General features: G+C 67.2%; 25 protein-coding genes. 11 read left to right on the top strand and 14 right to left on the bottom strand.

All coding sequences use genetic code 11. The annotated features are described in order from the left end of the window. Nucleotides 1–207: 207 nt before the first annotated feature. Entirely contained in the window at nucleotides 208–1,728 is a 1,521-nt protein-coding gene (locus DIE21_RS24495; RefSeq protein ID WP_124500138.1) for a sensor domain-containing diguanylate cyclase, read from the top strand. 122 nt (nucleotides 1,729–1,850) lie between these two features. On the opposite strand, the gene DIE21_RS24490 is transcribed toward DIE21_RS24495, so the two are convergent. From DIE21_RS24490 to DIE21_RS24470, 5 genes are all read right to left on the bottom strand, one after another. Next, the gene (locus DIE21_RS24490; protein WP_124500137.1) at nucleotides 1,851–2,141 is read right to left on the bottom strand and encodes a hypothetical protein; all 291 of its coding nucleotides are present in this window, start codon (nucleotides 2,139–2,141) and stop codon (nucleotides 1,851–1,853) included. A gap of 137 nt (nucleotides 2,142–2,278) precedes the next feature. Beyond that, the gene (locus DIE21_RS24485; RefSeq protein WP_124500203.1) at nucleotides 2,279–2,608 is read right to left on the bottom strand and encodes a hypothetical protein; all 330 of its coding nucleotides are present in this window, start codon (nucleotides 2,606–2,608) and stop codon (nucleotides 2,279–2,281) included. Between the two features lie 577 nt (nucleotides 2,609–3,185). Beyond that, nucleotides 3,186–3,518, bottom strand: coding sequence for a hypothetical protein (locus DIE21_RS24480; RefSeq protein ID WP_260426740.1), 333 nt, complete (start codon nucleotides 3,516–3,518; stop codon nucleotides 3,186–3,188). A 442-nt stretch (nucleotides 3,519–3,960) separates the two neighbouring features. Continuing rightward, the gene (locus DIE21_RS24475; protein WP_124500135.1) at nucleotides 3,961–4,509 is read right to left on the bottom strand and encodes a GNAT family N-acetyltransferase; all 549 of its coding nucleotides are present in this window, start codon (nucleotides 4,507–4,509) and stop codon (nucleotides 3,961–3,963) included. Continuing rightward, entirely contained in the window at nucleotides 4,506–5,165 is a 660-nt protein-coding gene (locus DIE21_RS24470) for a helix-turn-helix domain-containing protein (RefSeq protein WP_124500134.1), read from the bottom strand. The genes DIE21_RS24475 and DIE21_RS24470 overlap by 4 nt, the downstream gene beginning before the upstream one ends. A 149-nt stretch (nucleotides 5,166–5,314) precedes the next feature. Between DIE21_RS24470 and DIE21_RS24465 the strand changes: the two genes are divergently transcribed. Together DIE21_RS24465 and map are read left to right on the top strand one after the other, a co-directional pair. Continuing rightward, a complete protein-coding gene (locus tag DIE21_RS24465) occupies nucleotides 5,315–5,551 on the top strand; it encodes a ParD-like family protein (RefSeq protein WP_124500133.1) in 237 nt (78 codons plus the stop codon). Further along, on the top strand, nucleotides 5,551–6,357 hold the full coding sequence (map, locus tag DIE21_RS24460) for a type I methionyl aminopeptidase (RefSeq protein WP_124500132.1): 807 nt from the start codon (nucleotides 5,551–5,553) through the stop codon (nucleotides 6,355–6,357). Before DIE21_RS24465 ends, map begins: the two co-directional genes overlap by 1 nt. Before the next feature lie 121 nt (nucleotides 6,358–6,478). On the opposite strand, the gene DIE21_RS24455 is transcribed toward map, so the two are convergent. Together DIE21_RS24455 and DIE21_RS24450 are read right to left on the bottom strand one after the other, a co-directional pair. Continuing rightward, nucleotides 6,479–6,991 (bottom strand): GAF domain-containing protein, encoded by a 513-nt coding sequence (locus DIE21_RS24455; RefSeq protein ID WP_124500131.1) that lies wholly within the window; start codon nucleotides 6,989–6,991, stop codon nucleotides 6,479–6,481. A gap of 146 nt (nucleotides 6,992–7,137) precedes the next feature. Beyond that, complete coding sequence (locus DIE21_RS24450) at nucleotides 7,138–8,055, bottom strand: LysR family transcriptional regulator (RefSeq protein WP_124500130.1); 918 nt, start codon at nucleotides 8,053–8,055, stop codon at nucleotides 7,138–7,140. A 110-nt stretch (nucleotides 8,056–8,165) separates the two neighbouring features. Here DIE21_RS24450 and DIE21_RS24445 point away from each other — a divergent pair, with 110 nt between their 5' ends. Continuing rightward, nucleotides 8,166–9,032 (top strand): pirin family protein, encoded by an 867-nt coding sequence (locus DIE21_RS24445; protein WP_124500129.1) that lies wholly within the window; start codon nucleotides 8,166–8,168, stop codon nucleotides 9,030–9,032. A 127-nt stretch (nucleotides 9,033–9,159) separates the two neighbouring features. Beyond that, nucleotides 9,160–9,651 (top strand): GNAT family N-acetyltransferase, encoded by a 492-nt coding sequence (locus DIE21_RS24440; protein WP_124500128.1) that lies wholly within the window; start codon nucleotides 9,160–9,162, stop codon nucleotides 9,649–9,651. A gap of 14 nt (nucleotides 9,652–9,665) precedes the next feature. Here DIE21_RS24440 and DIE21_RS24435 read toward each other — a convergent pair whose 3' ends face one another. Genes DIE21_RS24435 through DIE21_RS24425 form a run of 3 tightly spaced genes read right to left on the bottom strand, consistent with a single transcriptional unit; the run spans nucleotide 9,666 to nucleotide 11,642 of the window. Continuing rightward, on the bottom strand, nucleotides 9,666–10,538 hold the full coding sequence (locus DIE21_RS24435) for a cytochrome c oxidase assembly protein (RefSeq protein ID WP_124500127.1): 873 nt from the start codon (nucleotides 10,536–10,538) through the stop codon (nucleotides 9,666–9,668). A 10-nt stretch (nucleotides 10,539–10,548) separates the two neighbouring features. After that, nucleotides 10,549–10,989 (bottom strand): copper chaperone PCu(A)C, encoded by a 441-nt coding sequence (locus DIE21_RS24430; RefSeq protein ID WP_124500126.1) that lies wholly within the window; start codon nucleotides 10,987–10,989, stop codon nucleotides 10,549–10,551. 8 nt (nucleotides 10,990–10,997) lie between these two features. Beyond that, nucleotides 10,998–11,642, bottom strand: a complete 645-nt coding sequence (locus DIE21_RS24425; RefSeq protein ID WP_124500125.1) for an SCO family protein — start codon at nucleotides 11,640–11,642, stop codon at nucleotides 10,998–11,000. Nucleotides 11,643–12,210: 568 nt separating this feature from the next. Between DIE21_RS24425 and otsB the strand changes: the two genes are divergently transcribed. Next, complete coding sequence (gene otsB / locus DIE21_RS24415) at nucleotides 12,211–12,963, top strand: trehalose-phosphatase (RefSeq protein WP_124500123.1); 753 nt, start codon at nucleotides 12,211–12,213, stop codon at nucleotides 12,961–12,963. Continuing rightward, the gene (otsA, locus tag DIE21_RS24410; protein WP_124500122.1) at nucleotides 12,960–14,339 is read left to right on the top strand and encodes an alpha,alpha-trehalose-phosphate synthase (UDP-forming); all 1,380 of its coding nucleotides are present in this window, start codon (nucleotides 12,960–12,962) and stop codon (nucleotides 14,337–14,339) included. Before otsB ends, otsA begins: the two co-directional genes overlap by 4 nt. Before the next feature lie 110 nt (nucleotides 14,340–14,449). Here otsA and DIE21_RS24405 read toward each other — a convergent pair whose 3' ends face one another. Further along, the gene (locus tag DIE21_RS24405; protein ID WP_124500121.1) at nucleotides 14,450–15,334 is read right to left on the bottom strand and encodes a patatin-like phospholipase family protein; all 885 of its coding nucleotides are present in this window, start codon (nucleotides 15,332–15,334) and stop codon (nucleotides 14,450–14,452) included. A 210-nt stretch (nucleotides 15,335–15,544) separates the two neighbouring features. Then, entirely contained in the window at nucleotides 15,545–17,374 is a 1,830-nt protein-coding gene (locus DIE21_RS24400) for an ABC transporter ATP-binding protein (protein ID WP_124500120.1), read from the bottom strand. A 561-nt stretch (nucleotides 17,375–17,935) separates the two neighbouring features. Between DIE21_RS24400 and DIE21_RS24395 the strand changes: the two genes are divergently transcribed. The 3 genes from DIE21_RS24395 (at nucleotide 17,936) to DIE21_RS24380 (ending at nucleotide 20,540) form a co-directional block, all read left to right on the top strand. Further along, complete coding sequence (locus DIE21_RS24395; protein ID WP_026044940.1) at nucleotides 17,936–19,000, top strand: glycosyltransferase family 4 protein; 1,065 nt, start codon at nucleotides 17,936–17,938, stop codon at nucleotides 18,998–19,000. Nucleotides 19,001–19,237: 237 nt separating this feature from the next. After that, entirely contained in the window at nucleotides 19,238–20,038 is an 801-nt protein-coding gene (locus DIE21_RS24385; protein ID WP_124500118.1) for a hypothetical protein, read from the top strand. Between the two features lie 37 nt (nucleotides 20,039–20,075). Beyond that, nucleotides 20,076–20,540: a DUF2214 family protein gene (locus DIE21_RS24380; RefSeq protein WP_124500117.1), complete on the top strand. Its 465-nt coding sequence runs from the start codon at nucleotides 20,076–20,078 to the stop codon at nucleotides 20,538–20,540. Nucleotides 20,541–20,762: 222 nt separating this feature from the next. Here DIE21_RS24380 and gudD read toward each other — a convergent pair whose 3' ends face one another. Beyond that, nucleotides 20,763–22,115 (bottom strand): glucarate dehydratase, encoded by a 1,353-nt coding sequence (gene gudD / locus DIE21_RS24375; RefSeq protein WP_124500116.1) that lies wholly within the window; start codon nucleotides 22,113–22,115, stop codon nucleotides 20,763–20,765. Nucleotides 22,116–22,482: 367 nt separating this feature from the next. On the opposite strand from gudD, the gene DIE21_RS24365 reads away from it, so the two are divergent. Continuing rightward, nucleotides 22,483–23,244 (top strand): FadR/GntR family transcriptional regulator, encoded by a 762-nt coding sequence (locus DIE21_RS24365; RefSeq protein ID WP_124500115.1) that lies wholly within the window; start codon nucleotides 22,483–22,485, stop codon nucleotides 23,242–23,244. A gap of 216 nt (nucleotides 23,245–23,460) precedes the next feature. On the opposite strand, the gene DIE21_RS24360 is transcribed toward DIE21_RS24365, so the two are convergent. Further along, nucleotides 23,461–24,609 (bottom strand): branched-chain amino acid ABC transporter substrate-binding protein, encoded by a 1,149-nt coding sequence (locus DIE21_RS24360; RefSeq protein WP_124500114.1) that lies wholly within the window; start codon nucleotides 24,607–24,609, stop codon nucleotides 23,461–23,463. Between the last annotated feature and the right edge of the window lie 486 nt (nucleotides 24,610–25,095).

Genomic DNA, 25,095 nt, shown 5'->3' with positions numbered 1-25,095 from the left:
GCAGGTCAACTCGCAGCAGACGGTGCGATCCGTCAAATTGTGTCCCTCGAAGACACCGGCAGTTTTGTCATCGGTCGGACACAAAGTTGCTTTTTGCTGTTCGCGTTCCGGTCGGCTTCGCGCCGAGTTTTCAAATGCACCTGTCCGATTTAGTATGCGGAAAACATGCCACGCCCCGGGCGCGGCTCATTTTGCGGTGAGGAGACCATGCATCGTCGGACTGCAGCCCCCTACGTCATCGTGGCGGTCGGCATTGTGATCGCCTGCGCGTTGATGGGTCTGTGCGTGCTGCAGCTATTCCAGAGCCGTAACGACGCCCTGGAGCGCGCCAGCGAAACCTCGCGTAATCTCGGCCTGATGGCTGAGCGCGACATCGAGCGCAACTTCGAACTCTACGACCTGTCCTTGCAGGCGCTGATCCACGGCCTGCAGCGGCCCGACGTGATGGCGGCGGCGCCCACGTTGCGACGCGGCGTGCTGTTCGACCATGCGATGAATGCCGCCTTTATCGGTTCGCAACTGGTGCTCGATGCCAAGGGCAACATCATCCTGGATTCGGCCAGCGACGTGCCTCGCAAGGGCAATTTCGCCGATCGCAGGTACTTCACCGTCCACCGCGATAACCCTGATGTTGGTCTTTACGTCAGCGATCCGTTCGTGTCGCGCCTGCGTGCCGGCATGCTCAGCATCGTGTTGTCGCGGCGCATCTCGAATCCGGACGGGTCGTTCGCCGGCATCGCGCTGATTGCAGTCAACCTCGAGTACTTCCACCGGCTGTTTGCGGGCCTGTCGCTGGGGCAGCACGGTTCGATGTCGCTGATCGGCAAGGACGGCATCATGGTGATGCGTCAGCCGTACAACGTCAGCAGCGTCGGCCGCGACATCAGCAAGGCTGCGACCTTTCGACGATTTCGGAGCGCGCCGGAAGGCGTGTTCTCGGAAACGGCGTCGATTGACGGCGTACGTCGGCTCTACTACTTCAAGAACCTGCCGACTCTGCCTCTGATCATCATGGTCGCGGAAGCCGAGCAGGAGATTTATGCCGCGTGGCGGCACCGCGCCGTGACGATCGGCGCGTTAGTGGCCACCTTCGGCGCCGCTTTCATCGCTCTGTCGATCATGCTCAGCGGGCAACTGCGCCGCCGGATGCGCGCTGAGTCCGAACTGGTGCTGCTCGCACGCACCGACGGGCTCACCGGCCTGAACAATCGTCGCAGTTTCGGGGAGGTGCTGGATCGGGAGTGGCGTCGCGCCAAGCGGGCGCATTCGGTCTTCTCGCTGCTGTTCGTCGACGTCGACCGCTTCAAGGCTTACAACGATACTTACGGCCACCAGGCAGGGGATGATGCGCTGGCTGCGGTCGCCCGTTGCATCGGCGAGAACATCCGACGCCCGGCCGATACCGCGGCTCGCTATGGCGGGGAGGAATTCGTCGTGCTGCTCCCGGACACGCCGCAGACCGGAGCCACGCAGATTGCAGAACAGATTCGTGCGGCAATCGACGACCTGGCACTTGAGCACGCCGGTAGCGAATATGGGCGAGTGACAGCCAGTATTGGTCTGGCGACCTGGACGCCGGATCAGGACGGCGACCCTAGCGCGGTGATCAGGGAGGCCGACGAGGCGCTGTACTATGCGAAGACAACCGGTCGGAACAGGGTCGCTGCTTCTCAGGCAGCAGCTGACGGAGCGATCTGGCGGCTCCAGGAACGCCAAAGCCCGCTGTGAGCGGGCTTTCCTGCGTGCTACCGATTTGCTGCAGCAAGGGGCAGGAGCCTTGCTGGATAAGCTTCGTGCTTATCATTCCATCCGCTGAACTACGGGGGGAACGGTCAGCGGACGCTTGAGCTTTAAAAATCCGAACTGTCGAGCTGTATGCGTTGACCGGACTCAGGTGGCGCATGCCGGCTGATTGCAAGAGCGACATGGTCTCGGTTGCCCTCGAACGCCGCGAGAAGTTGCTCTGGCGTCTCCAAGTCACTTCCAAACTTCTCACGAATAACATCGGCTGGAAGTCTGAATGCGACATAGCCCCATCCACGGCGGTACGCAGAGAAAATTAGACCTGCATCCTCGCAGTAAACAGGGGCGGTGACATTGGTAACATCATCAGACATGTTGGTTTGGAGTGGCTCGTTCATCGCTGAGCTTGGAGTATTGCATCCACGCGTGAAAACTCAAGCTTCAACCGTGCTGATGCGAGCATTTCGGCGGCCGGTGTCGAGCCTTGTCAGGCAATGCGCAGGGACTGCTGCATCATTGGAGTGACGTTGGCAGGTTATCGTCGGGGTCCTTTCATGCCTTCCGACTCCATGGCCGCATTCCACTCCTCATTTGCCTCGATGGGGTCCATCGCTTCGTCAATCGACGCCGTTGCACGCTCGGCGGCGGCTCTGGTTTCGTCTGGCGGGGATGTGACGTCGCCGTCACCATCACCGTCACCGTCACTCGGGGGATGCAGCATGTCATTGAGCATCGCGCCCAACTCCGGCGTGTCCCATGGTAGCCCACGCCGAGTTCGGTCCTTGATGTAGTGCCTCACTTCCGCGTCCTGCTCAACGGTAAGCGGCAGCCCTCGGAAAGTGCTTTGGGGGCCAGGGTCAATCATCACATTCTCCTGCTTCCATTGAACTTTCAGTGTACTCGCCATTGCGAACACGAGAACCATGATCGCAACACTGGAGCTGGCAGGAATCAACAAATGCTTCCGTATGACGGGAACAGCTTTGATCGCACCGGGCATTGGATCCACGGTGAAACTGCGACAGGGAGAAGGATGTGAGCGGGGAGAGAGCGCTTTTTGAGCAATGGTGGTTTCGCGACACGCCAAGCGAATATCGCGCTGCCGTCATCCATCGAGTTCGGGATCAAGACGGCTATGTAAAGGGAACACGGGCGGCGGCTGCATGGGATGCGTGGAAGGGCGCACGGTACTGACTCGCGTTGTTTCGCGAAGCCCCGATCGCATGTTGAAGCGTAGGCCGCAGCCTGGGTTCCAGGTGGGAGGGCAGTCAGTTGCGTCGATTCCAGGTGGCTTATTCGAGTGGTCAATCTATATAAACGATTGATTTTAAAAATACTATGACGGCCTGCAAAGCCATTTAGGCCGGTTCGATTCCGGCTCGCGCCTCCAGCAAGAAAAGAAAAGCCCCGCTTCGGCGGGGCATTTGTTTCCGCGCCTCATCCTATTCCGCCGGATACGTCAACGTCACCAGTTCGCACTTCGACGTGCTCTTGCCGTCGTAGTCGTAAATCGCGAGCAGATGCTGGCCCTTGCTGTTCACGATCGGCAGCGTGATCGCGCGGCGATTCGGGTTGTTGCCGCCGGCGGGATCGTCGGAGCTCTGCTTGCGGATTTCGGACTCGAGATCCGACGGCGTGTTGATGCCGTTCTCCGGACCGCGGCTGCGCACCCGGCTGTAAAAGTGAAAACCGTTGTCGGTCCAGCCGCGCGGCAGCATGTTGCGCCACTGGTTGTTGGTGACTTCCTTCCACGGCAGATCGATATTGCCGCTCAATGCAAACGGCGTCGGACAGGCGCCGGCCGCGAACGCTTGCCCGCAGAAAAGCGGGACGGCGGCAAGCGACCACGCAACGCATCGGACCGTGAGTCGAGCGAGGCCGGCGTCGTGTCGCGATCGGGAATGGTGCGGCAGGGCATGGGGCGTTTTCATACGGCATCCTCCGGGTGATGGATCGGTGTGCGACCGCACCGCGGCCGCTGGGGAATACCGTATCGCCGCCGTTCTCGCGCAAGAATGCGGCGAACGTCACACGCGTCGTCACGGGGCGAAGGTGAGGGGCCGAGGCCCGGGATGCCAGGGAAAGCCAGGCGGCGCGGCGACCACGCGGCGCGATGGTTGATCGCGCGTTGTCGCGGCGAGGGCGGTGATCGTAGTGGCGCAGGCCGCTTGCAGCGCCGGTGCCGGCGCGAGATCGCCGGGCGCCCGGCGATTCCGATCAGCCGTCGACCGGCTGCACGGGCGTGTCGAGCCTCAACTGATAGAACGCCGCGTCGAGCCAGCGGCCGAACTTGAAGCCCGCTTCGGTGATCGTGCCCGAATGCACGAAGCCGAGGCGCGTATGCAATGCGACGCTGCCGCCGTTGGTCGCGTCGATGCAGCCGACCAGCACATGCACGTCGGCTTCGCGCGCACGACGGATCAACTCCCGCAGCAGCAGTTCGCCGAGCCCGCGGCCGCGATGGTCGCGATGCACGTAGACGCTGTGTTCGACCGTGTACTTGAACGCCGGGAACGCGCGGAACGTGCCCCAGCTCGCGAAGCCGACCAGCGTGCCCGCCTCGTCGACCGCGCCGACGACCGGAAAACCGCTGGCGCGCTTCGTCGCGAACCACGTAACCATCGCTTCCGGCGGGCGCGGCCGGTAGTCGTACAGCGCGGTCGAATTCACGATCGCATCGTTCAGGATCTCGAGGATGGCGGCTGCGTGCTCGGCCTCGCTGCAATCGATCAGGCGCACGTCGTCGCGCTGTTTCGGGGAATTCATAGGGGCTCCTGCGCCTGTCGGCTTTGAACGGATGACACACTCCGCGCGCCGGCGGCGGCGGGGACGTCGCAGATCGCGACGACATAACGCGCGACCTGCGACGACGGGTTGCTGAAAACCAGCGGCTGATCGACGCGCATGGCCAGGCAGTCGCCTTCGTGAAGTTCGTGAAGCTGGCCGCCGAACGTGACGTCGACGCGTCCATGGACGACCCACACCTGTTGATGCAGTGCGCTTTCGCGCCCGCCGGAGTCGTATGCGACGCACGCGCCGGGCGGGAAATCGATCTCGACGAGCTGAATCGGCGACGGCCAGCCGGGCGGCGACAGATTGCGCCGCACGTAACCGGATGCCGGATCGCGCCATTCCGCCTGCTGCGCGCGCCGCACCAGAGGGTGCGCGGGCGCGTCGTCGCGTTCGCCGTCGAACAGCCCGGCCAGCGACACGCCGAGACCCGCCGCGAGCTTGTCGAGCACGACGGCCGTCGGGCTCGCCGACGCGCGCTCGATGAGCGAGATCATCGAACGGCTGACGCCGGAACGCGCGGCGAGCGCATCGAGCGTGTAGCCTCGTAGCGTGCGCAAGTCGCGCACGCGCCGGGCGATGCGTTCGTTGATGCCGGTGTCGTCGGCAGGGGACCGGGTTGATTCTTTCATGATGGATTTATTGTCCAGCAAATTGGAATTCGAGGTCAACGGGATTCCTGCTGCCTCGGATCGGCGGTTCGCTGGCGGTCGGGCGCTTGCCCGGCGACCGGGGTGAGCGTAATATACGGAACGACTACATTTCGTTTAATTAGAGACATATGGGAATCATCAAGATATCCGAGCACATGCACGAACGGCTGCGCTCGACCAGTACCGCGCTGAGCCGTTCGATCAATGCGCAGGCGGAGCACTGGCTGCGCGTCGGGATGCTGGCGGAACTCAATCCGTCGCTGTCCTACGGCGATATCTGTCGGATGCTGATCGAGACTGAAGCCCGCGGCGGCGATGCCGGTCCGACGGAGTCGGTGGCCCACGGCTTCGAGCAGGTGGCGTAATGGCGAGGCGCGAAATCCCGATCCGCGGTGCCGCGGAAATCGCCAGGTCGCGCGAGGCAGCGAAGCTCGCGTCCCGGGTGCTGACGATGATCACCGAGCACGTGAAGCCGGGCGTCACCACCGACGAACTGGACGCGCGCTGCCGCGAATACATCGTCGACGAGCTCGGCGCGATCCCGGCGAACATCGGCTACCACGGGTATCCGAAAACCCTGTGCACGTCGGTCAACCACGTGGTCTGTCACGGCATTCCGTCGTCGCGGCCGATGCGTGACGGCGACATCGTGAATCTCGATATCGCGGTGATCAAGGACGGCTGGTTCGGCGACACGAGCCGCATGTACTTCGTCGGCGAGCCGGGCGAACTGGCGCGGCGCCTCGTCGCGACGACCTACGAGGCGATGCATGCGGGCATCCGCGCGGTTCGTCCGGGCGCGACGCTCGGCGACGTCGGCTATGCGATCCAGCAGGTCGCGCATCGCGAAGGGTTCAGCGTGGTCCGCGAGTACTGCGGGCACGGGATCGGCGACGTGTATCACGACGAGCCACAGGTGCTGCACTACGGCCGCCCGGGCACCGGCGTGCCGCTGCGGCCGGGAATGATCTTCACGATCGAGCCGATGCTGAATGCGGGCAAGCGCGATACGCGCGTGCTGGCGGACGGCTGGACGGTCGTCACGAAGGACCATTCGCTGTCCGCGCAATGGGAGCACATGGTCGTGGTGACGGAGCAGGGCTTCGAGATCCTGTCGGACGACGTGGCGCCGCAGGCGTTCGCGGCGCTTTCCGGCACGCACGCGGCCTGACGCGCGGCAAGCCGCGCGCAGCGGCCAACGAATGCGGGCCCCGTCATGAGGCCCGTTTCATGTGCAGTCGCGCGGCGGCGCGATCAGCAGGCGGCCGTTTCTGACGCCGCGACCGGCAGCGTCACGCTGCCTGGCCGCGCGCCTTCTGCCACGCGTGTTCGACGAACACGCGGCACAGCGCTTCCATCCCGTTGCGGTCCTCGTCGTCGAAGCGCGCGGCGACGGGGCTGTCGACGTCCCACACGCCGATCAGCGTGCCGTCGGCGGCCACCAGCGGCACGACGATTTCCGATTCCGACGCGGCATCGCAGGCGATATGGCCCGGGAATTCATGCACGTCGCGCACGACCTGCGTCTCGCGGGTCTGCGCGGCCGTGCCGCACACCCCCTTGCCGAGCGCGATACGCACGCACGCGGGCTTGCCCTGGAACGGGCCGACCACGAGTTCCGATCCGTCGAAGAAATAGAAACCGGCCCAGTTCAGTCGGTCGAGCGAGTGATAGACGAGCGCGGAGAAGTTCGCGGCGTTCGCGGTCAGGTCGCGTTCCGATTCGACGAGTGCGCGCGCCTGCTCGACGAGCGTCGCATAGAGTTCGGCCTTGGAGGCGTGAGGGTCGTTGGACAGCGTGAACATGGCTGAAATGCGATAAGGGTGGTGAAACGGCGGGATGGTGAAAAGCGCGATGCGCGTCCCGCAGTCTACGGCACGTGCGGCCTGTCTGCAGCGCCTGGTTCGCGGGGCGCGATGCCGAACGCGCGCGCAGGTGCCCGCGACGCCGCTCAATCGGGTTCGAGTCCGGCGAACCGTTCGGCCAGGAAATCGAGCAGCGCACGCACCGCCGGCAGCAGCCCGCGCCGCGACGCGAACACCGCATGCACGATCTCGCGGCGCGGCGCCCAGTCGGGCAGCACGGTCACCAGTTCGCCGCGCGCGACTTCGTCGCGCACCATCATCGTCGGCAACTGCACGACGCCGACGCCCGCGACGGCCGCCGCGCGCAGTGCGAGCATGCCGCCCGTCACGAGGCGCGGCTGGTGGTGGATTTCCGCCTGCGCGCCGTCGGGGCCGCGCAGCCGCCATACGTGCGCGGCCTGTGGCACACCGTGATCGAGGCTCGGCAGGCGGGTCAGGTCGGCGGGAACGGCCGGCGTGCCGAGTTCGCGCAGCAACGCGGGGCTCGCGACGAGGCACTGGCCGCGCTCGGCCAGCACGCGCAGCGCCAGATCGCTGTCCTCGAGCGGCGGCGGACGCACGCGGATCGCGACGTCGATCCCTTCGCCGACCACGTCGACGCGCCGGTTGGTCGCTTCCAGATGAATCTCGACGCGCGGGCACGCGACCATGAACGCGGCGATCATCGTGCCGACCAGCGAATCGAGCAGCACGACCGGGCAACTGACGCGCACGATGCCGCGCGGCTCCTCGTGCAGCAGCGCGATCGCCTCGTCGGCGGCGTCCGCCTCGACGAGCATCGCGCGACAGTGCGCGTAGTAGGTCTGGCCGACGTCGGTGACGGTGAAACGGCGCGTCGAGCGCTGGATCAGCCGCATCCCGAGCCGCGCCTCGAGCAGCGCGAGGCGGCGGCTCAGCTTCGATTTCGGCAGGTTCAGCGCGCGCCCGGCCGGCGCGAAGCCGCCGTGCTCGACCACCTGCACGAAGTAATAGAGATCGTTCAGATCCCGTTCGTTATCGTTCATCAAATGGAACGCTGAGTGCGATTTTGGCAGTCTACCGGATCGATCGTTCCATCTCTATATTCGTGTTCAGGATGCGAAACACGTGTTTCGCCGCAATTCGGAGAAGGCAAATGAAGAAGATCCAGGGTGTTTACAGCGCGCCGCGCGGCCATTGGGTCGGCGACGGTTTTCCGGTGCGTTCGATGTTCAGCTATCAGTCTCACGGGGCGCACCTGAGCCCGTTCCTGCTGCTCGACTACGCGGGCCCCGCGAACTTCGAGCCGGCTTCGGCGCCGCGCGGGGTGGGCCAGCACCCGCACCGCGGGTTCGAAACGGTGACGATCGTCTACGACGGCGAAGTCGCACACCGCGACTCGACCGGCGCGGGCGGCGTGATCGGCGCGGGCGACGTGCAGTGGATGACGGCCGCGAGCGGGATCCTGCACGAGGAATTCCACTCGGAGGCATTCACGAAGCGCGGCGGTCCGCTCGAGATGGTGCAGCTGTGGGTGAACCTGCCCGCCGCCGACAAGATGGGCGCACCTGGCTACCAGACGCTGCTGAACGCGGACATCCCGGTGGTCGAACTGCCGGACGGTGCGGGTCGCGCGCGGATCATCGCGGGCGAACTCGACGGGCGGCGCGGCCCGGCCCGCACGCACACGCCGATCGACGTGTGGGACGTGCGGCTTGCAGCCGGCGGCCGTGCGCGGTTCCCGATCGCTGAAGGGCGGACGCTTGCGGTGGTCGTGCTGAGCGGTACGCTGATGGTGAACGGCGAGACCGTTGCCCGCGAAGCGCAGTTCGTGCAACTGAGCCGCGACGGCCGCGATGTCGACATCGAAGCGAACGGCGATGCCAAGCTGCTGATTTTGAGCGGCGAACCGATCGATGAGCCGATCGTCGGTTACGGGCCGTTCGTGATGAACTCGCAAGAGGAAATCCGGACCGCGGTCGACGATTTCAACAACGGCCGCTTCGGCAGGATGCCGTCATGACGGACAGGCCCCGCGCAATTGCGGGGCCGTTTCCCATGCGCGGAAGGGCGGTCGCGTGCCGCGTGCGCTTCGAGGCATAATCGACGGTTGCCACGCGCCGGCCGGCGCGCCCGAATCAGGACCGACCATGAACGCTTCCGCACCTGCCGCATCCCCGCGCGCCGACGATCTCGACTGGCGCTGGAACTCCTTCGACGCGCTGACGGCGCGCGAAGTCTATTCGATCCTCGATGCGCGCAGCGCCGTATTCGTCGTCGAGCAGAACTGCGTGTATCGCGACATCGACGGTGCGGACCAGGCCGCATGGCACCTGGCCGCGTACGATCCGGCGGGCCGCCTGGCCGGCTACCTGCGCGTGCTGCTGCCGGATGCGCAGAACGCCGACGTGCGCATCGGCCGCGTGCTGACGACCGCGCCGTTTCGCGGCGCCGGCCTCGGCAACGCGCTGCTGTCGCGCGCGCTCGAGCACATTCGCGCGCAGTGGCCGGATACGCCGGTGAGCCTGCATGCGCAGGCCCACCTGCAGCGTTTCTACGGGGCATTCGGCTTCACGCCGAGCTCGGACGTGCACGACGAGGACGGCATCCCGCACGTGTGGATGACCAGCGCGCGCGGCTGACGCGCGGCGCGCCGTCAGTGGGCGGCGCGCGTCACCGACGCTCGCTCCGCGCGCCGGGCCGCAACCCGCTCGTCGAGCAAGCGGCCGCGTGCGGACAGCCGCAGCCAGTGCCGCAGCGCGATCAGCGCGCCGATCACGCTCATCATCGAACCCGGAATCCACAGCAGCAAGCCGCCGATCTGCTGGTCGCGCAGCGGGCTGAGCCACGTGAAGGCGCGCCCGCAGATCGAGTAGATCGGATACAGCTCGTGCGGCGTGAAGAAGATCAGCGCGCCGAGCGCGATCTGCGGCGGGATCGCCGCGACGACGCTCAGGATCCGGCGGCCCGGCGACAGCCGCGCGGGCGGCGCGGGACGCGGATCGACGACGAGCCACCAGAACAGCAGCCCGTCGATCACCATGCTCCAGTTCATCATGCGATACAGGCGCCAGTCGAGCATCGCGATGAAGTGGATCGGCGACAGCAGCCAGAAATAGATCAGCCCGACGAACAGCACGACCGCGACGACCGGATGGAACACCACGTCGAGCGTCGCGCGCACGGGTGCCCAGGCAAGCGCGGGGCGCACGAAGCGCTGCCGCCAGCGAAACGGAATGCCCGCGCGGATCGCCGCACCCGGGTACGCCAGCGCGATGAAGAACGGTCCGAGGTGATGCAGCACCAGGTGCTGCGCGCGGTGCATGAAGAACTCGTGCTCGAAGAAGTAGTCGAGCCGCGTATGCAGCGCGATATAGAGTGCCGTCAGCCCGAGCCAGAACGAGAACTGCCGCAGCGGCGACACCTTCGCCTTTCTCGCGCCGCGTGCGAACAGCACGGCGGCCGTCAGCACCGCGATGACCACGGTCGGCGACGGTTCCCACGGATCGAGCCAGTACAGGGCGTTCATCGCGCGCGCATCACTTCGCCTGGGCCGGCGATTTCACGGCGAACGGCGTGTCGACCGTTTCGCCGTCGGAGAACTTCAGGCGCAGGCGCACGGTGTCGCCGGGCTTGATCGCGTGCTTCGGTTCCTCGAGCATGAAGTGATAGCCGCCCGGCGCGATGTCGACCTTGCCGCGCGCGGGGATCGTCAGCTTGTCGACCATTTCCATCTTCTGCGTCGAGCCGTTCGACACGGTCTGGTGCAGCATCGCCATCCCGTAGTCGGGGCTGTCGACGTCGACGAGATCGACCGGCTTGTCGCCCGTGTTGACGAGCGTCACGTAGCCGCCCGCAGGCAGCTGGTTCGGCAGCCAGCGCACCCACGCATTCTGCGCGGTGATCGCGCCGGCGGCGTAGGCGTGCGCGCCGGTGCATAGCGCGGCGAGGAGGGCGAACGTCTTGAGGGGCGTCTTCATGTCGGAATTCATGTGGTGGAGGCAGTGTCGATGATCCGGCGCACATCGGCGGCGATGGCGTCGGGCGAATCGCGGTCGGTCGCGAGCAGGCGCGCGCGACCGTTCGCGTCGAAGATGTAGACGGCCGAGCTGTGCGTGACCTCGTAGCCGCCGGACGGATCGCGCTTTTCCATCTGGTACGCGACGCGATAGCGTTTCGCGAGCGATTCGATCTGGCCGTCGGTGCCGGTCAGGCCGCGCGCGTGCGCGGCGTCGAACGCAGCGACGTACGACTGCATCGCCTGCGGCGTGTCGCGCGCGGGATCGACCGAGACGAACAGGATGCGCACGTCGTTCGCCTGCGGACCGAGCTTCGCGAGCACTTCCATCAGCCGTGCCATCGTTTCGGGGCAGACGTCCGGGCAGTGCGTGTAGCCGAAGTAGACGAGCGCGATGCGGCCGTGAAATGCGTTTGCATCGACCGGGTGGCCGTCGCCGCCGGTCAGCGTGAACGACAGGTCGGGCAGGTGGCCCGTGACGTTGGTCAGGTGCCAGTCCGGCTCGTCGTGCGTGCAGGCGGCGAGCGCGACGGCGACGGTCAGCGCCGCGGCCGTGCGGACGAAGCGGGTCAAGCTGAGGGAGCGCCGGTGTGGCGCGGGACGGGCAGACGACATCTTAGGGACTGTTTCCATATGGAACGCGCATGCGTTGCCACGAGAACGGCCGCTCGCGAGGCGCGCGACGCCGCGAATACTGACGTATTCGCAAGGAGCGCAACGCGGCGAGCGGCCGTTCTCGTGGCAACCCCAAATTAAAAAATTCATGTCACGGGAATGCCCGAAATCGCCCGTATGGCGGCGTCGTTCATCGCTTGTTTGGCTCGGCCAAACGGCGCTCCTCACTCCTTGCCATACGGGCGATTTCGGGCATTCGCATGTGCGTTCCATATGGAAACAGTCCCTAATGCTCGATCGGACGGAACGGTCGTCGGCCGGCGCGGCGCCATGCGTCGCGCGGCCGACGGTTGCCGACTGTAGCGCAAATCCCGCGCCCGCGTCCTTTCGAAACCCGTACGGCACGGGCGAACGGGGCAATATGTCGCAGTTGACGCGGGCGGCGGCGCGAGGTCCGCGCTGCGCCGGTTTCGCCCATCTCGGTACGCAGGCGCGGTAAGATGCGCACAATTCCATTCTTGCAGCGGCGGCCCCGCGTTTGCAGGCCGCTCCTCAAACCATCGAATCGATGCAATCCGTTCCGGCTTCCCTGTCCCTGACCGACACCGCGTTCTTTTTCGACTTCGACGGCACGCTCGTCGAGCTGGCGCCGACGCCCGACAGCATTCACGTGCCGCCGTCGCTGCTGACGCTGCTCGACGAATTGCGGCGCCGCTCGCACGGCGCGGTCGCCGTCGTATCGGGTCGCGGCATCGACAATCTCGACACGTTCCTGAACATGCCGGACCTGCCGATCGCCGGCCTGCACGGCGCCGAGCGCCGCGACGCGAACGGCGACACGCAGCGCATCGGCTTCAACGACGAACGGCTGCTGCGCATCGAGCGCGAACTCGCGGCCGTCGTCGATCGTCATCCGGGCATGCTGCTCGAAATCAAGGGGGCGGCCGTCGCACTGCACTACCGCAACGCGCCGGAGCGCGAGCCGGCCGCGCGCGAGGCGGCCGAGCGTCTCGTCGCCGAATATGCGGATGCGTATGTCCTGCAGCCCGGCAAGATGGTGTTCGAGATCAAGCCGAAGGGCGTCGACAAGGGGCGCGCGCTGGCCGCATTCCTCGACGAGCCGCCGTTCGCGGGCCGCGTGCCGCTGTTCGCGGGCGACGACCTGACCGACGAGAAGGGTTTCGCGGTGGTCAACGCGCGCGGCGGCCTGTCGATCAAGGTCGGCGCGGGCGAGACGTCGGCCCGCACGCGGCTCGACTCGGTCGACGCGCTGCACGCGCAGATCGCCCGCTGGCTTGGCGCGGAGCAGCCGGGCGCATGAGCCGACTCATCATCGTTTCAAACCGCGTCGCGCCGATTTCGGAAGGCGAGCCGGCGGCGGGCGGCCTCGCGATCGGCGTCTACGATGCGCTGAAGGAGACGGGCGGCATGTGGTTCGGCTGGAGCGGCGAGGTGGTCGCGTCCGGTGCGCCGCAGATCCGCATCGAGGAGCGCGGCCCCGTGACGTTCGCGACCGTCGGGCTGTCGCGCCGCGATTACGACCAGTACTACCGCGGTTTCTCGAACGCGACGCTGTGGCCGGCATTCCATTACCGCGCGGACCTGATCCAGTACGACCGCCACGAGTTCGAAGGCTACCGCCGCGTGAACGACTGGCTCGCGCAGCAGCTCGTGCCGCTGCTGCAGGACGACGACGTGATCTGGGTGCACGACTATCACCTGATCCCGTTCGCGCGTGCGCTGCGCGAGGCCGGCGTGAAGAACCGCATCGGCTTCTTCCTGCACATCCCGTTTCCGGCCGCGCAGGTGCTCGTCAACGTGCCGCCGCATCGCGAGCTCGTCGAATCGCTGTGCGCGTTCGACCTGCTCGGCTTCCAGACCGAGCCCGACCTGCGCGCGTTCTGCGACTACATCGAGTTCGAGGCCGGCGGCGAAGCGGCGCGCGACGGGCGCACGGTGCGCGTGAGCGCGTTCGGCAACACGCTGCGCGCGGCCGCCTATCCGATCGGCGTGTACCCGGACGAGATCGCGTCGCTCGCGCAGGCGGGCGAAAACGGCAAGGCCGTGCGCACGCTGGCGACGTCGCTGCGCGCGCGCCAGTTGATCATGAGCGTCGACCGGCTCGATTACTCGAAGGGGCTCGTCGAGCGGTTCCGCGCGTTCGAGAAGCTGCTGGAGCACCAGACATCGATCCGCAACCGCGTGTCGTTCCTGCAGATCGCGCCGTCGACGCGCGCGGACCTGCGCGCGTACCAGGACATCCGCCTGCAGCTCGAAGCGGAGTCGGGGCGCATCAACGGACGCTATGCGGAGCTCGACTGGGCGCCGATCCTCTACATTCACCGCCAGTACGACCGGCAGGTGCTGGCCGCGCTGTATCGCCTCGCGCGTGTGGGCTTCGTGACGCCGCTGCGCGACGGGATGAACCTCGTCGCGAAGGAGTATGTGTCCGCGCAGAATCCGGATGATCCGGGCGTGCTCGTGCTGTCGCGTTTCGCGGGCGCGGCGCGCGAGCTCACGGGTGCGCTGATCGTCAATCCGATCGATATCGACGGGATGGCCGATGCGCTGTCGCAGGCGCTGACGATGCCGCTCGCCGAGCGGCGCACGCGTTACGCGGACATGATCGCGCAGCTGCGCGAGAACAACGTGTCGGTGTGGCGCGACAACTTCCTGCGCGATCTGCAGCACGGCTAGCCGGCTGTCTCCGGGGCAATAAAGTTCTTTGCGGATTTCCGGGGAGAAGCCCCGGCACTCCGGCAATCGGCGTGCGTCGGTCACGAGTCCGCACGGCACGTGAGCAACCATTAATGCGACAGCGTCGCGGCATGATCGTGCTCGCGCAGCTCGCCAGGAATCGCGCACTGCGCGAGCCCGCCCGCATCGATCCACGCGCGTGTCCGTTCCGCGGCCTTGTCGATCAATTGCGCGCACTGCGAGTAATCGTATGACGACACTTCGAGCGGACAGAGCGGCGGCACGACATGGATTTGCGCGCGTGCGGCGTACAGCTCCAGGTCGCGCACCAGTTGCCGCGCGATCACGAGCGTCAGCGCGTGCGTCGCATGGGCGATCGCGCTGCGCGGCGGCATGCGTAACGCACAGGCGAACCCGGCCGGCAGCACGACGATCCGCTTGACGCCGAGCGCGATCGCAACGGAGATTGGCGTATTGTTCGCGACGCCGCCGTCGACGAGTTCCACGCCGCCGATGCTGACCGACGGAAACACGCCGGGAATCGCCGCGCTGGCCTGCACGGCATCCACGACCGAGCCGGCGGACAGCACGACTTCGTGGCCGTTCAGCACGTCAGTCGCGACGATGTGGAGCGGCAACGCTGCCTGCTCGATCCGCCGGTACGGCAGGTTCTTTTCCAGCAGCAGGCGCAGCGCATCGGCCTCGACCAGATGCGGCCGGTTGCGCAGCAGCATCGCGATGACGCTGCGCACCGAGAACGGCATGACGTCCTGGCGGCGGATTCTGCACCACAGCGCGGCGAGCGTCGCGACGCCGTCCGCGTCCGGCCGGCCGGCGAAGTAGGCGGCATTGATCGCGCCCGCCGACGCGCCGACGACGCAATCGGGCCGTTCGCCGCTCGCGACCAGCTCGCGGAGCATGCCGACCTCGATCGCGCCAAGACTGCCGCCGCCGGCGAACACGAAGGCGGTCGAGGGAGTGGGATCGGAAGTCACGGTGCGCCCTCCTGCGGTTGGCTGCGACAGTGCCTTCTCCATGATGGATCGTGCGGCGCCCCGGATGCCCTGATGAAAACCCTGCCGGCACGCGGTCCCGGCCGCTCGGCCGACGATGCGCGCCGCGTTCCCCGGAATGCCGCGATGAGCCGAAAAAAAACCGCCGTGCATGAAGCACGGCGGTTTTTTTGTTGGCTGCGCGCCGCGGCGTCAGGCCGCGCGTTCGCCGGTCGGTGTGGTGCCGTCGGGCGCGTGATGGCGCCCGTGCTGCTTCGCGAGCAGGTCGCGGTACAGGCCCGGGCGGTTGCGCAGCACGTCGGGGCTGCCGTCGTCGATCACCTTGCCGTTGCTCATCACGATGATCCGGTCGAAGTTGCGCAGCGTCGACAGCCGGTGCGCGATCGCGATTACCGTGCGGCCGACCATCAGGCGGTCGAGCGCGCTCTGGATCGCTTCCTCGGATGCGCTGTCGAGTGCGGACGTCGCTTCGTCGAGCAGCAGGATCGGCGCGTCCTTCAGGATCGCGCGCGCGATCGCGATGCGCTGGCGCTGGCCGCCCGACAGCTTCACGCCGCGGTCGCCGACGATCGTGTCATAGCCTTCCGGCATCGCCTCGATGAACTCCGAGCAGCGGGCGTCGCGCGCGGCGGCGAGCACTGCCTCGCGGGTCGCGTCGGGGCGGCCGTACGCGATGTTGTCGTAGATGGTCCGGTGCAGCAGCGAGATGTCCTGCGGCACGAGCGCGATGGCATGGCGCAGGCTGTCCTGCGTGATCGCCTTCACGTCCTGGCCGTCGACCATCACGGCGCCGTCCTGCGTGTCGTAGAAGCGCTGCAGCAGCGCGAGCACGGTCGACTTGCCGGCGCCCGACTTGCCGATCAGGCCGACGCGCTGGCCCGGTTCGATATGGAGGTCGAAGTGGTCGAGGATCGCGCGGCGGTGCGGATACGCGAACGTCACGCGTTCGAAATCGACGCGTCCGCCCTTGGCCGACAGCGGCTGCGCGTCGGAGCGGTCCGGCATTCCGTGCGGCTCGAGCAGCGTCTTCACGGCTTCGGACAGGCGTGCCACGTGCTGCGTGACGTCGACGAGCGCGACCGCCAGATCGCGCGTGCCGTGCAGGATCGTGAAGCCGAGCGAGCTGACGAGCACGATGTCGCCGGACGTCGCGCGGCCCTGGTCCCACAGCCACAGCGCCCAGCCGAGCAGGCCGGCGGACAGCATCGCGGTGATCACCGCGTGCAGCAACCGCAGTTTCTCGAGATAGAGCAGGCTTTGCTGGCGCGCATCCATCTCGGCCTTCACCGTCGCACCGAAGCGCTTCTGTTCGCGCAGCGTCATCCCGAACGCACGCACGAGGCCCATGTTGCCGATCACGTCGACGAGCTCGCCGTCGACCGCGGCGGCCTTCGACGCGAACGCGTGATGGCGCGCGGAGCCGCGCCCGGCGAGCTTGAACAGCACGACGGAGAGCACGGCCGAACAGCCGAGCAGGCCGGCGGCCATCAGCGGGTTCACGACGATGATCATCAGGATCGCGCCCATCACCGCGATGCACGGCGGCAGCACGTTCCACGCCATCGTGTTCTCGGACGTATAGACGGCGTTCGACGTGGCGGTGATGCGGCTTGCGAGCGTGCCCGGCTGCTTTTCCGAGTAGTACGTCGGCGAATGGCCGATCAGGTACTGGAACAGGTCGCGCCGCAGGTCGCCGGTGACCGCGACGAACGTGTGCGCGGCGACCCAGCCGCCGACGCGCCACAGCAGGTTGTCGGCCGCGATCAGCCCGACGAGCAGCGCGAAGGCGCTCCACAGCGGGCCCGGATGATGGCGCCCGGCCGCGAGCACGTCGATCAGGTGCTTGATCGCGTATTGCGAGCCGAGCGCGCACCCGACGGCGGCCAGCACGCTGCAGAGCACGACGAGGTGCGCGACGGGATGCAGGCGGATGTAGCGGAACAGGAACGCGATCGGCCGATGCGCGTAGCTCGACAGCTTCGCGTTGTGGGCGTTGCGCTGGGCAGGGGTGAGAGATTCCAAAATATGCGTGCGGTGATTCGGTGATTGAGCGGAGCGGCTGGGTCGCAGCCGGCGGTCGCCCGGACTGAATAATCCGGCATTGTAAACAAGGCCGTGCATTGCGCTGCGCGAATCTTGCCTTGGCCAGGGGCGCGCGTTCAATTCTGAGATAAAATCCTGCATCCCGTCCTGCCGTACGCACCGGAATCGCATCGGCAGTGGCGAGATGACACGGAACGCCAAAAGGGCCTTCCACTCTAGAACGGACGCCCAAGTCCGCGGGTTGCAAAGTGTTGCGCCTTTGTAACAAAGTAAAGTGTTTGAAATGTCGTGCGCCGTATCGGGATTAACCCTAGATAATCGGCTCCGGGTTCGATTCCAGGTTTTTTACGAACCCCTGTCAACGGGTCTTCGTTTCAAACGTTCTATGCCTGTCGCGTCGCCGACGCTCCTTGAGCAGCGCGGGTTCGACGCCCCCGGCAGGCTGATTCGTCCGATGGTCGGACGAAATGCATCCAGCCCGGACCGCCGGCAGGTTGCCGACCCATACCTGGTTTTTAGCCGAATTTTTAGGAGTTACGCATGCGAATCGCCCAAATCGCTCCGTTGCACGAAGCGGTGCCCCCGAAGCTTTACGGTGGTACCGAGCGAGTGGTGTCCTACCTCACCGAAGCACTTGTCGAGATGGGGCATGACGTCACGCTCTTCGCGAGCGGCGATTCGCAAACGTCGGCGAAGCTCGAAGCGTGCTGGCCGCAGGCGCTGCGCCTCGACCCGACGATCCGCGACGTGATGGCCCCGCACATGCTGCTCCTCGAGCAGGTGCGCCGCCGCGCGGAAGAGTTCGACGTCCTGCACTGCCACATCGACTACTACCCGTTCTCGCTGTTCTCGCGCCAGCCGGTCCCGCATCTGACGACGATGCACGGCCGTCTCGACCTGCCGGAACTGCAGCCGATCTTCAACGCGTTCAGCGACGTGCCGGTCGTGTCGATCTCCGACAATCAGCGCATCCCGCTGCCGCAGGCGAACTGGCTGTCGACCGTGTACCACGGCCTGCCGGAAAACCTGCTGACGCCGATCCCGAACGTGAAGCCGAGCTACCTCGCGTTCCTCGGCCGCATCTCGCCGGAGAAGCGCGTCGACACCGCGATCCGCATCGCCGAGCAGGCCGGCCTGCCGATCAAGATCGCCGCGAAGCTCGACAAGGCTGACCGCGCGTACTACGAAGAGAAGATCAAGCCGCTGTTCGCGCTGCCGCACGTCGAGTACATCGGCGAAATCAGCGAGTCGGAAAAGACCGAATTCCTGGGCAACGCGCACGCGCTGCTGTTCCCGATCGACTGGCCGGAGCCGTTCGGCCTGGTGATGATCGAGGCGATGGCCTGCGGCACGCCGGTGATCGCGTTCAAGCGCGGCTCGGTGCCGGAAGTGATCGACAACGGCGTGTCGGGCTTCGTCGTCGAAGACGAACTGTCGGCCGTCGCGGCGCTCAAGCGCCTCGATACGCTGCCGCGCGAGAAGGTGCGTGCGGCCTTCGAAGCGCGCTTCTCGTCGAAGGTGATGGCGCAGAACTACGTGAAGGGCTACGAGGAACTGCTGCGCCAGAAGCGCCGCACGGTGCTGCGCGAAGTCAACGCAGGCTGATGGCGGGCCGCCGGCCGCGCCGCGGCTGATGGCCGTCATCGACGCCCCGTCCGGGTCCCCGGCGGGGCGTTGTCACATCTGCGGCGCGGATCTGTTGTATTCTCGCCGCGCCCGACGCCGCGAACGCCCCAGGAAGCGGTCCGGCACGCCATCCGGCCGTCTGTCCAGACGGTAATGTCCCTATAATGGCCGTGCCGTGAAATCCGGCCCCGCACGAACATCGAGAGGAGAGCAGTCTTGGCGAGAACGAAAACCACGCGCGCAGCGCCGGCCCCCGGCGCCGGCGTGATCTTCGCGTTGCGCGCGATCGGTCTCGTGCTGCTCGCGCGCTGGCTGTTCTCGATGTCCCAGATGGGCTATCGCGCGTCGCTGTCGGCGATGGTGTCGTCGCCCTGGGCGTTCGTCTATCTCGTGCTGATCTTCCTGCTGCTCGCGCTGCCGGGCGCCGTCGCGCGCGCCGAGCGGCCGTTCCATCCGCTGCCGCAGTGGCTGCGCCAGGCGCTGCGCGTCTTCGCGCTGATCGGTTGCCTGTTTGCCGTGTGGTCGATCGGCGCGTTCGCCTGGGCGGCCGGCTGGCGCCATGCGCTGCACGCGGTGGCGGCGACCAACGGCTGGCTCGTCGCCGCGCCGGCGCTGTATGCGGCGATCGTGTGGATGTGCCGTCCGCGGCCGCTGTGGCGTACCAACGTGGCCGCGCGCCGTTTCGCGGTCGGCCGCTACGCGATCTCGCTCGATACGCTCACGCGCACCGCGATCGTCTGGATGGAGAGCCGCAAGGTTGGCCAGTACGATGCACGCGAACTGTCGGTCCGCTGGCCCGGCCGGGTCGCGCCTGCGGCAGGCGAGCAGGGTGCGCGGCCGGCCGCCGTGCCGCCGCGTCGCGGCAGCCTGTTCCGGCGGTCGAAGGTGGAGCTGCTGTGGGATTCGCCGGCGGCCGTCGGCCATAACCGGCAGATCGTGATGCGCGCGCCGCTCGCGACCGAGGGCGACCGCGTCGCGGTGCTGGCGCTCGACGCGGCGCTCAAGCAGATCGTCTGACAAGGCCTGCGCGGCGCGCGGGCGACAAGGAGGCGCAATGATCGTCCGCTGGTTGCTGGCAGCCGTTCACCTGATGGCGTTCGGCGTTGCGTTCGCCGCGATCGCGGGGCGCAACCGCGCGCTGCGCCGGGTCATCGCGTCGGCGCAGGCCGCCGACCTGCCCGGCGTGTTCAAGGCCGACGCGGCCTGGGGATTGTCCGCGCTGCTGTTGATCGCGACAGGACTCGCGCGCGCATTCGGCGGCTTCGAGAAAGGCTCGGCGTATTACCTTCACGAGCCGCTCTTCCACCTCAAGATGACCGCGCTCGTACTGATCCTGCTGCTCGAGATCGTGCCGATGCTCGGGCTGATCCGCTGGCGCATCGCCGCGCGGCAGCAGCAGATGCCCGATCTCGGCCGGGCACGGACCTATGTGCGGATCGGCCACTGGCAGGCCGTGCTCGTGATGGTCATCGTGCTTGCCGCGTCGGGGATGGCGCGGGGGATCGGGGCGGCCGGGTAGGCTGGCCGGCCAGGCGTCACCGGGTCGGTTCGGCGCGGCAGGTGCAATTGGCCGACCGCGGCGGTTTACGTTCTTCCGGGCCGCGGTTCGACCGGCCGGCGCTGCCCGGCCCGATCCCGTTCGGCGCCCGCAGGCCCTTCCCCCGGGCATCCGTCGATGCGCCGGTGAACCCGACGCATTCGGTTCCGTCCGGGCGGAATCGCCGCCCGGTTCATGCCGCGCTCAGCGAACGAGGCACGGGCGCTTGTTGTTGAACGTCCACCCCGGAATCAGGTACTGCATCGCTGCCGCATCGTCGCGTGCGCCGAGCCCGTGCTGCTTGTACAGCTCGTGCGCGACCGCGACTGCATCCATGTCGATGTCGATGCCGAGGCCCGGCCGCTTCGGCACTTCCACGAGTCCGTTCTCGATCTTCAGCGGCTCGCGCGTCAGCCGCTCGCCGTCCTGCCAGATCCAGTGCGTGTCGATCGCGGTGACCTGGCCGGGCGCCGCGGCCGCGACGTGCGTGAACATCGCGAGCGACACGTCGAAGTGGTTGTTCGAATGCGAGCCCCACGTGAGACCCCAGTCGCGGCACATCTGCGCGACGCGCACCGAGCCCTGCATCGTCCAGAAGTGCGGGTCGGCGAGCGGGATGTCGACCGCCTGCAACTGCACCGCGTGGCCCATCTGGCGCCAGTCGGTCGCGATCATGTTGGTGGCCGTCGGCAGCCCGGTCGAGCGGCGGAATTCGGCCATCACCTCGCGGCCCGAGTAGCCGTTCTCCGCGCCGCACGGATCTTCCGCATACGCGAGCACGTGATGCAGGTCGCGGCACAGCCGCACGGCTTCGTCGAGCGACCACGCGCCGTTCGGATCGAGCGTGACGCGCGCTTCGGGGAAGCGCTCGGCCAGCGCCGTCACGGCGTCGACCTCGCGCGCGCCCTCGAACACGCCGCCCTTCAGCTTGAAGTCGTTGAACCCGTAGCGCGCATGCGCGGCTTCGGCGAGGCGCACGACCGCCTCGGGCGTCAGCGCGGCCTCGTCGCGCACGCGGGTCCAGTCGTCGGTCGCGCCGCGGCCGTCTCGATAGGGCAGCGCGGTCCTGGTACGGTCGCCGATGTAGAACAGGTAGCCGAGCATCTCGACGCGCTCGCGCTGCTGCCCTTCGCCGAGCAGCGCGGCCACGGACACGCCGAGATGCTGGCCGAGCAGGTCGAGCAGCGCGGCTTCGAGCGCGGTGACCGCGTGGATCGTGGTGCGCAGGTCGAAGGTCTGCAGGCCGCGGCCGCTCGCGTCGCGATCGGCAAAGGTGCGCCGCACGTCGTTGAGCACCGCATGGTAGTTGCCGACCGGCTGGCCGACGACGAGCGCGCGCGCGTCCTCGAGCGTGCGGCGGATGCTTTCGCCGCCCGGCACCTCGCCGACGCCGGTCCGGCCCGCGCTGTCCTTCAGGATCACGAGGTTGCGGGTGAAGAACGGGCCGTGCGCGCCACTCAGGTTGAGCAGCATGCTGTCGTGGCCGGCGACCGGAATGGCTTGCAGGTCGACGATGCGCGGCGTGTCATGGGAAGGCGAGGCAGTGACGGCGTTCATGGCGGCGATGGCGAAAGAGTGGGCAATGCCGGGCGGCAAAATCTTTGCCGCGCGCGGCGGGAGGTGCGATCATTCGACAACCGACGTGCGCGGCGTGCAAGCCCCGCATGTCGACAGCAACCCGAAAGGGTGGGGGCGACCCGCTCGATACCGGTGCCGCGCAGAAGCAGAAGCGCGAACGCCGGTCGATCGCGAACCACGGGACCCGGCAGGCGCTGATGCGCCGGCCTCGGTCAACAGGAGATCCGTATCGCGATCATCAGTCGTCGGATGACTTGTGACGCAGTATAATGAATCATCGGCGTTCGCTCAAACCCCGCGTAAACCCTCGGCTCACATTACGATCATTCAACAAGGAACCGGCCTCATGTCCGTGCCCACGCTTCCCGCAGCGCCGCGCCGTCGCGCACGCAGCCTCGCACAAGATGTCGTCGACGCGCTGACCGCGCAGATCGAAAACGGCACGCTGCGTCCCGGCGACAAGCTGCCGACCGAAACCGAAGTCATGGCGGCGCAGGGCGTCAGCCGCACGGTCGTGCGCGAAGCGATCTCGCGGATGCAGGCGAGCGGCCTCGTCGAGACGCGCCACGGCATCGGCAGCTTCGTGCTCGAACCGTCGCGCCGCCAGGCGCTCGGCATCGATCCTGCGACCATCACGACGCTGCGCGACGTGCTCGCGGTGCTCGAGCTGCGCATCAGCCTCGAAAGCGAATGCGCGAGCCTCGCCGCGCAGCGCGCGAACGATACCGATCTCGTCACGCTGCGGCGCGCGCTCGACGCGATCGCGTCGGGGGCGGGCGGCGGCCGCGACACGGCGCAGCTCGACTTCCAGTTCCACCTGCAGATCGCGCAGTCCACCGGCAACCGCTATTTCGTCGACATCATGACGCAGCTCGGCGCATCGATCATCCCGCGCACGCGCGTGAACTCGGCGCGCTTCGCCGGCGACGACCTCGAACGCTACGTCGGCCGGCTCAATCACGAGCACGAGGACATCTACGAGGCGATCGCGCGTCACGACCCGGAAGCCGCGCGCGCCGCGATGCGCACGCACCTGACCAACAGCCGCGAGCGCCTGCGCCGCGCGCACGAGGCGGCCGAGGCGGAACGCGACACCCAGCCCAGCTGACACGCGGCCGTCGTCACGGCCCGTGCGACGCCGCGGGCCGTGACGAGTATTGCTTAACGTCAGTCATCGTATGATTCTGGCGCGATTGCGTCGATCGTTTCGCTGCCGGCAGCCGATTCGCCTGCTCCCGCATCGGGCGACAGGAGGGGCGGGCAGCGTTCCCGCCGCCGCCCGCGCCCGGGCGGCCTGGCTACCCAGGTCGCCCATCCCGTCCGATCAGCCCCCCTTCGTCACGATGGTCTTCCACGCGCCGTTCTTCACCTGGTACAGCGTCGACATCCCGCTCTTCAGCGAGCCGTCGTTCGCGAACGAGATCCGGCCGGTGATGCCCTCGAAGTCGATCTTCTTCAGCGCCGGGCGGTAGACCTTCGGGTCGGTCGAGTTGGCCGCCTGCATCGCCTTGATCGCGGCCCAGGTCGCGTCGTAGCCGAACTGGGCGTACGACAGCACGTCGACGCCGAAGCGCTTCTTGAACCGCTGTTCGAAATCCTTGCCCTGCGGCAGCTCGTCGAGCGGACGTCCGTATTCCCATGCCATCGCGCCTTCCGCGGCCGGGCCGGCGATCTTGATGAACTCGTTGTCCTTCACGCCGCCGCCGCCGACGAACTGCGCGTTCAGCCCGAGCTGGCGCATCTGCTTGACGAAGTTCGCGGCGAGCGAATCGAGACCGCCGAAGAAGATCAGGTCCGGGTTCTTGCCCTTCAGGCTCGTGATCTGCGCGCGGAAGTCGACCGCCTGGTTGCTGGTGAACTCGCGGCCGATGAGGTTGCCGCCGGCCGCCTTCACGGCCTTCTCGAACTCGTCGGCCTCGCCCTGGCCGAACGCGGTGCGGTCGTCGATGATCGCGATGCGCTTCGCCTTGGTCACGTCGACCGCGTACTTGCCTGCGTTGCCGGCGTTCTGGCCGTCCGTCGCGATCACCATGAACATGTTCGCGAGCCCGCGCGACGTGAGCGTCGGGTTGGTCGCGGCCGGGTCGATCACCGGGATGCCGGCCTTGTCGTAGACCACCGACGCCGGAATCGTCGTGCCCGAGTTGAAGTGGCCGACCACCACCGACACGCTCTGGTCGACGAGCGCCTGCGCGGCCTGCACGCCGATGCGCGGGTCGGCCTGGTCGTCCTGCACGACGAGGTTGAAGTGCGCGGGCTTGCCGGCGATCTGCACCTTCTGCGCGGCGGCATCGTCGAGCGCGAGCTGCACGCCGTTCTGAAGATCCTTGCCATAGCCGGCGTTCACGCCGGTGAGCGGCGCGGCGAAGCCGACCTTCACGTCGGCCGCGTCGGCGGCCTGGGCGACCTGTTGCGAGAGGAGGGCAAATACGGATACGACCGACACCGACAGCAGGGAATGACGGAATTTCATGTTCGTTCCTCTTGTTCTTACACCAGCGGGTGGGTACCGCACGCAACCGGCGGGCCGGATGCGTGCGACGGGCGGGCGGTTCGACCGCTTCTCGGAATCGGGCGGGGAGGTCGGCATGCTGATGATTCCCGGAAGAATCTCCCGTCAGGCTCTGCGAGGAGCCCCGATCGCCTCGATTTATAGGTCGCCGATATGCACGGGTCTTGGCAATTTGCCGCGCAATCCATGCGGATTTGCGCATAGCTTCCGCGCGTGCGCAGGCGGCCGGTATCGGGAGTTTCCCGTCACGAACGGACGGGAGGCGGGGGTGGGTGGGCGGGGGGGGGGGGGGCGGCGGGGGGGGGGCGGGGGCGGGGGCGGGGGGGGGGGGGGGGGGGCGCCCCCCCCCGGCGCCCCCCCCCCCCCCCCCCCCGCGCCCCCCCCCCCCCCGCCCCGGGCTGGAGGCCAGGAAAAAAAAATACGGGGGGCAAGGGGGGGGGGAAAGAA

It is taken from the genome of Burkholderia sp. Bp9140 (assembly GCF_003853425.1).
Lineage (GTDB): Bacteria > Pseudomonadota > Gammaproteobacteria > Burkholderiales > Burkholderiaceae > Burkholderia.
This window is presented reverse-complemented; position numbering and strand designations above follow the sequence as displayed.

Bases quoted from the DNA above. Each gene is read 5' to 3' on its own strand.
- DIE21_RS24445 (WP_124500129.1), top strand. From the start codon at position 8,166: ATGAAGAAGATCCAGGGTGTTTACAGCGCGCCGCGCGGCCATTGGGTC.
- DIE21_RS24435 (WP_124500127.1), bottom strand. From the start codon at position 10,538: ATGAACGCCCTGTACTGGCTCGATCCGTGGGAACCGTCGCCGACCGTG.
- DIE21_RS24490 (WP_124500137.1), bottom strand. From the start codon at position 2,141: ATGAACGAGCCACTCCAAACCAACATGTCTGATGATGTTACCAATGTC.
- DIE21_RS24430 (WP_124500126.1), bottom strand. From the start codon at position 10,989: ATGAAGACGCCCCTCAAGACGTTCGCCCTCCTCGCCGCGCTATGCACC.
- DIE21_RS24440 (WP_124500128.1), top strand. From the start codon at position 9,160: ATGAACGCTTCCGCACCTGCCGCATCCCCGCGCGCCGACGATCTCGAC.
- DIE21_RS24455 (WP_124500131.1), bottom strand. From the start codon at position 6,991: ATGTTCACGCTGTCCAACGACCCTCACGCCTCCAAGGCCGAACTCTAT.
- DIE21_RS24465 (WP_124500133.1), top strand. From the start codon at position 5,315: ATGGGAATCATCAAGATATCCGAGCACATGCACGAACGGCTGCGCTCG.
- DIE21_RS24475 (WP_124500135.1), bottom strand. From the start codon at position 4,509: ATGAATTCCCCGAAACAGCGCGACGACGTGCGCCTGATCGATTGCAGC.
- DIE21_RS24380 (WP_124500117.1), top strand. From the start codon at position 20,076: ATGATCGTCCGCTGGTTGCTGGCAGCCGTTCACCTGATGGCGTTCGGC.
- DIE21_RS24450 (WP_124500130.1), bottom strand. From the start codon at position 8,055: ATGAACGATAACGAACGGGATCTGAACGATCTCTATTACTTCGTGCAG.
- DIE21_RS24365 (WP_124500115.1), top strand. From the start codon at position 22,483: ATGTCCGTGCCCACGCTTCCCGCAGCGCCGCGCCGTCGCGCACGCAGC.
- DIE21_RS24495 (WP_124500138.1), top strand. From the start codon at position 208: ATGCATCGTCGGACTGCAGCCCCCTACGTCATCGTGGCGGTCGGCATT.
- otsA (WP_124500122.1), top strand. From the start codon at position 12,960: ATGAGCCGACTCATCATCGTTTCAAACCGCGTCGCGCCGATTTCGGAA.
- DIE21_RS24470 (WP_124500134.1), bottom strand. From the start codon at position 5,165: ATGAAAGAATCAACCCGGTCCCCTGCCGACGACACCGGCATCAACGAA.
- otsB (WP_124500123.1), top strand. From the start codon at position 12,211: ATGCAATCCGTTCCGGCTTCCCTGTCCCTGACCGACACCGCGTTCTTT.
- gudD (WP_124500116.1), bottom strand. From the start codon at position 22,115: ATGAACGCCGTCACTGCCTCGCCTTCCCATGACACGCCGCGCATCGTC.
- map (WP_124500132.1), top strand. From the start codon at position 5,551: ATGGCGAGGCGCGAAATCCCGATCCGCGGTGCCGCGGAAATCGCCAGG.
- DIE21_RS24485 (WP_124500203.1), bottom strand. From the start codon at position 2,608: ATGATTGACCCTGGCCCCCAAAGCACTTTCCGAGGGCTGCCGCTTACC.
- DIE21_RS24425 (WP_124500125.1), bottom strand. From the start codon at position 11,642: ATGTCGTCTGCCCGTCCCGCGCCACACCGGCGCTCCCTCAGCTTGACC.
- DIE21_RS24395 (WP_026044940.1), top strand. From the start codon at position 17,936: ATGCGAATCGCCCAAATCGCTCCGTTGCACGAAGCGGTGCCCCCGAAG.
- DIE21_RS24360 (WP_124500114.1), bottom strand. From the start codon at position 24,609: ATGAAATTCCGTCATTCCCTGCTGTCGGTGTCGGTCGTATCCGTATTT.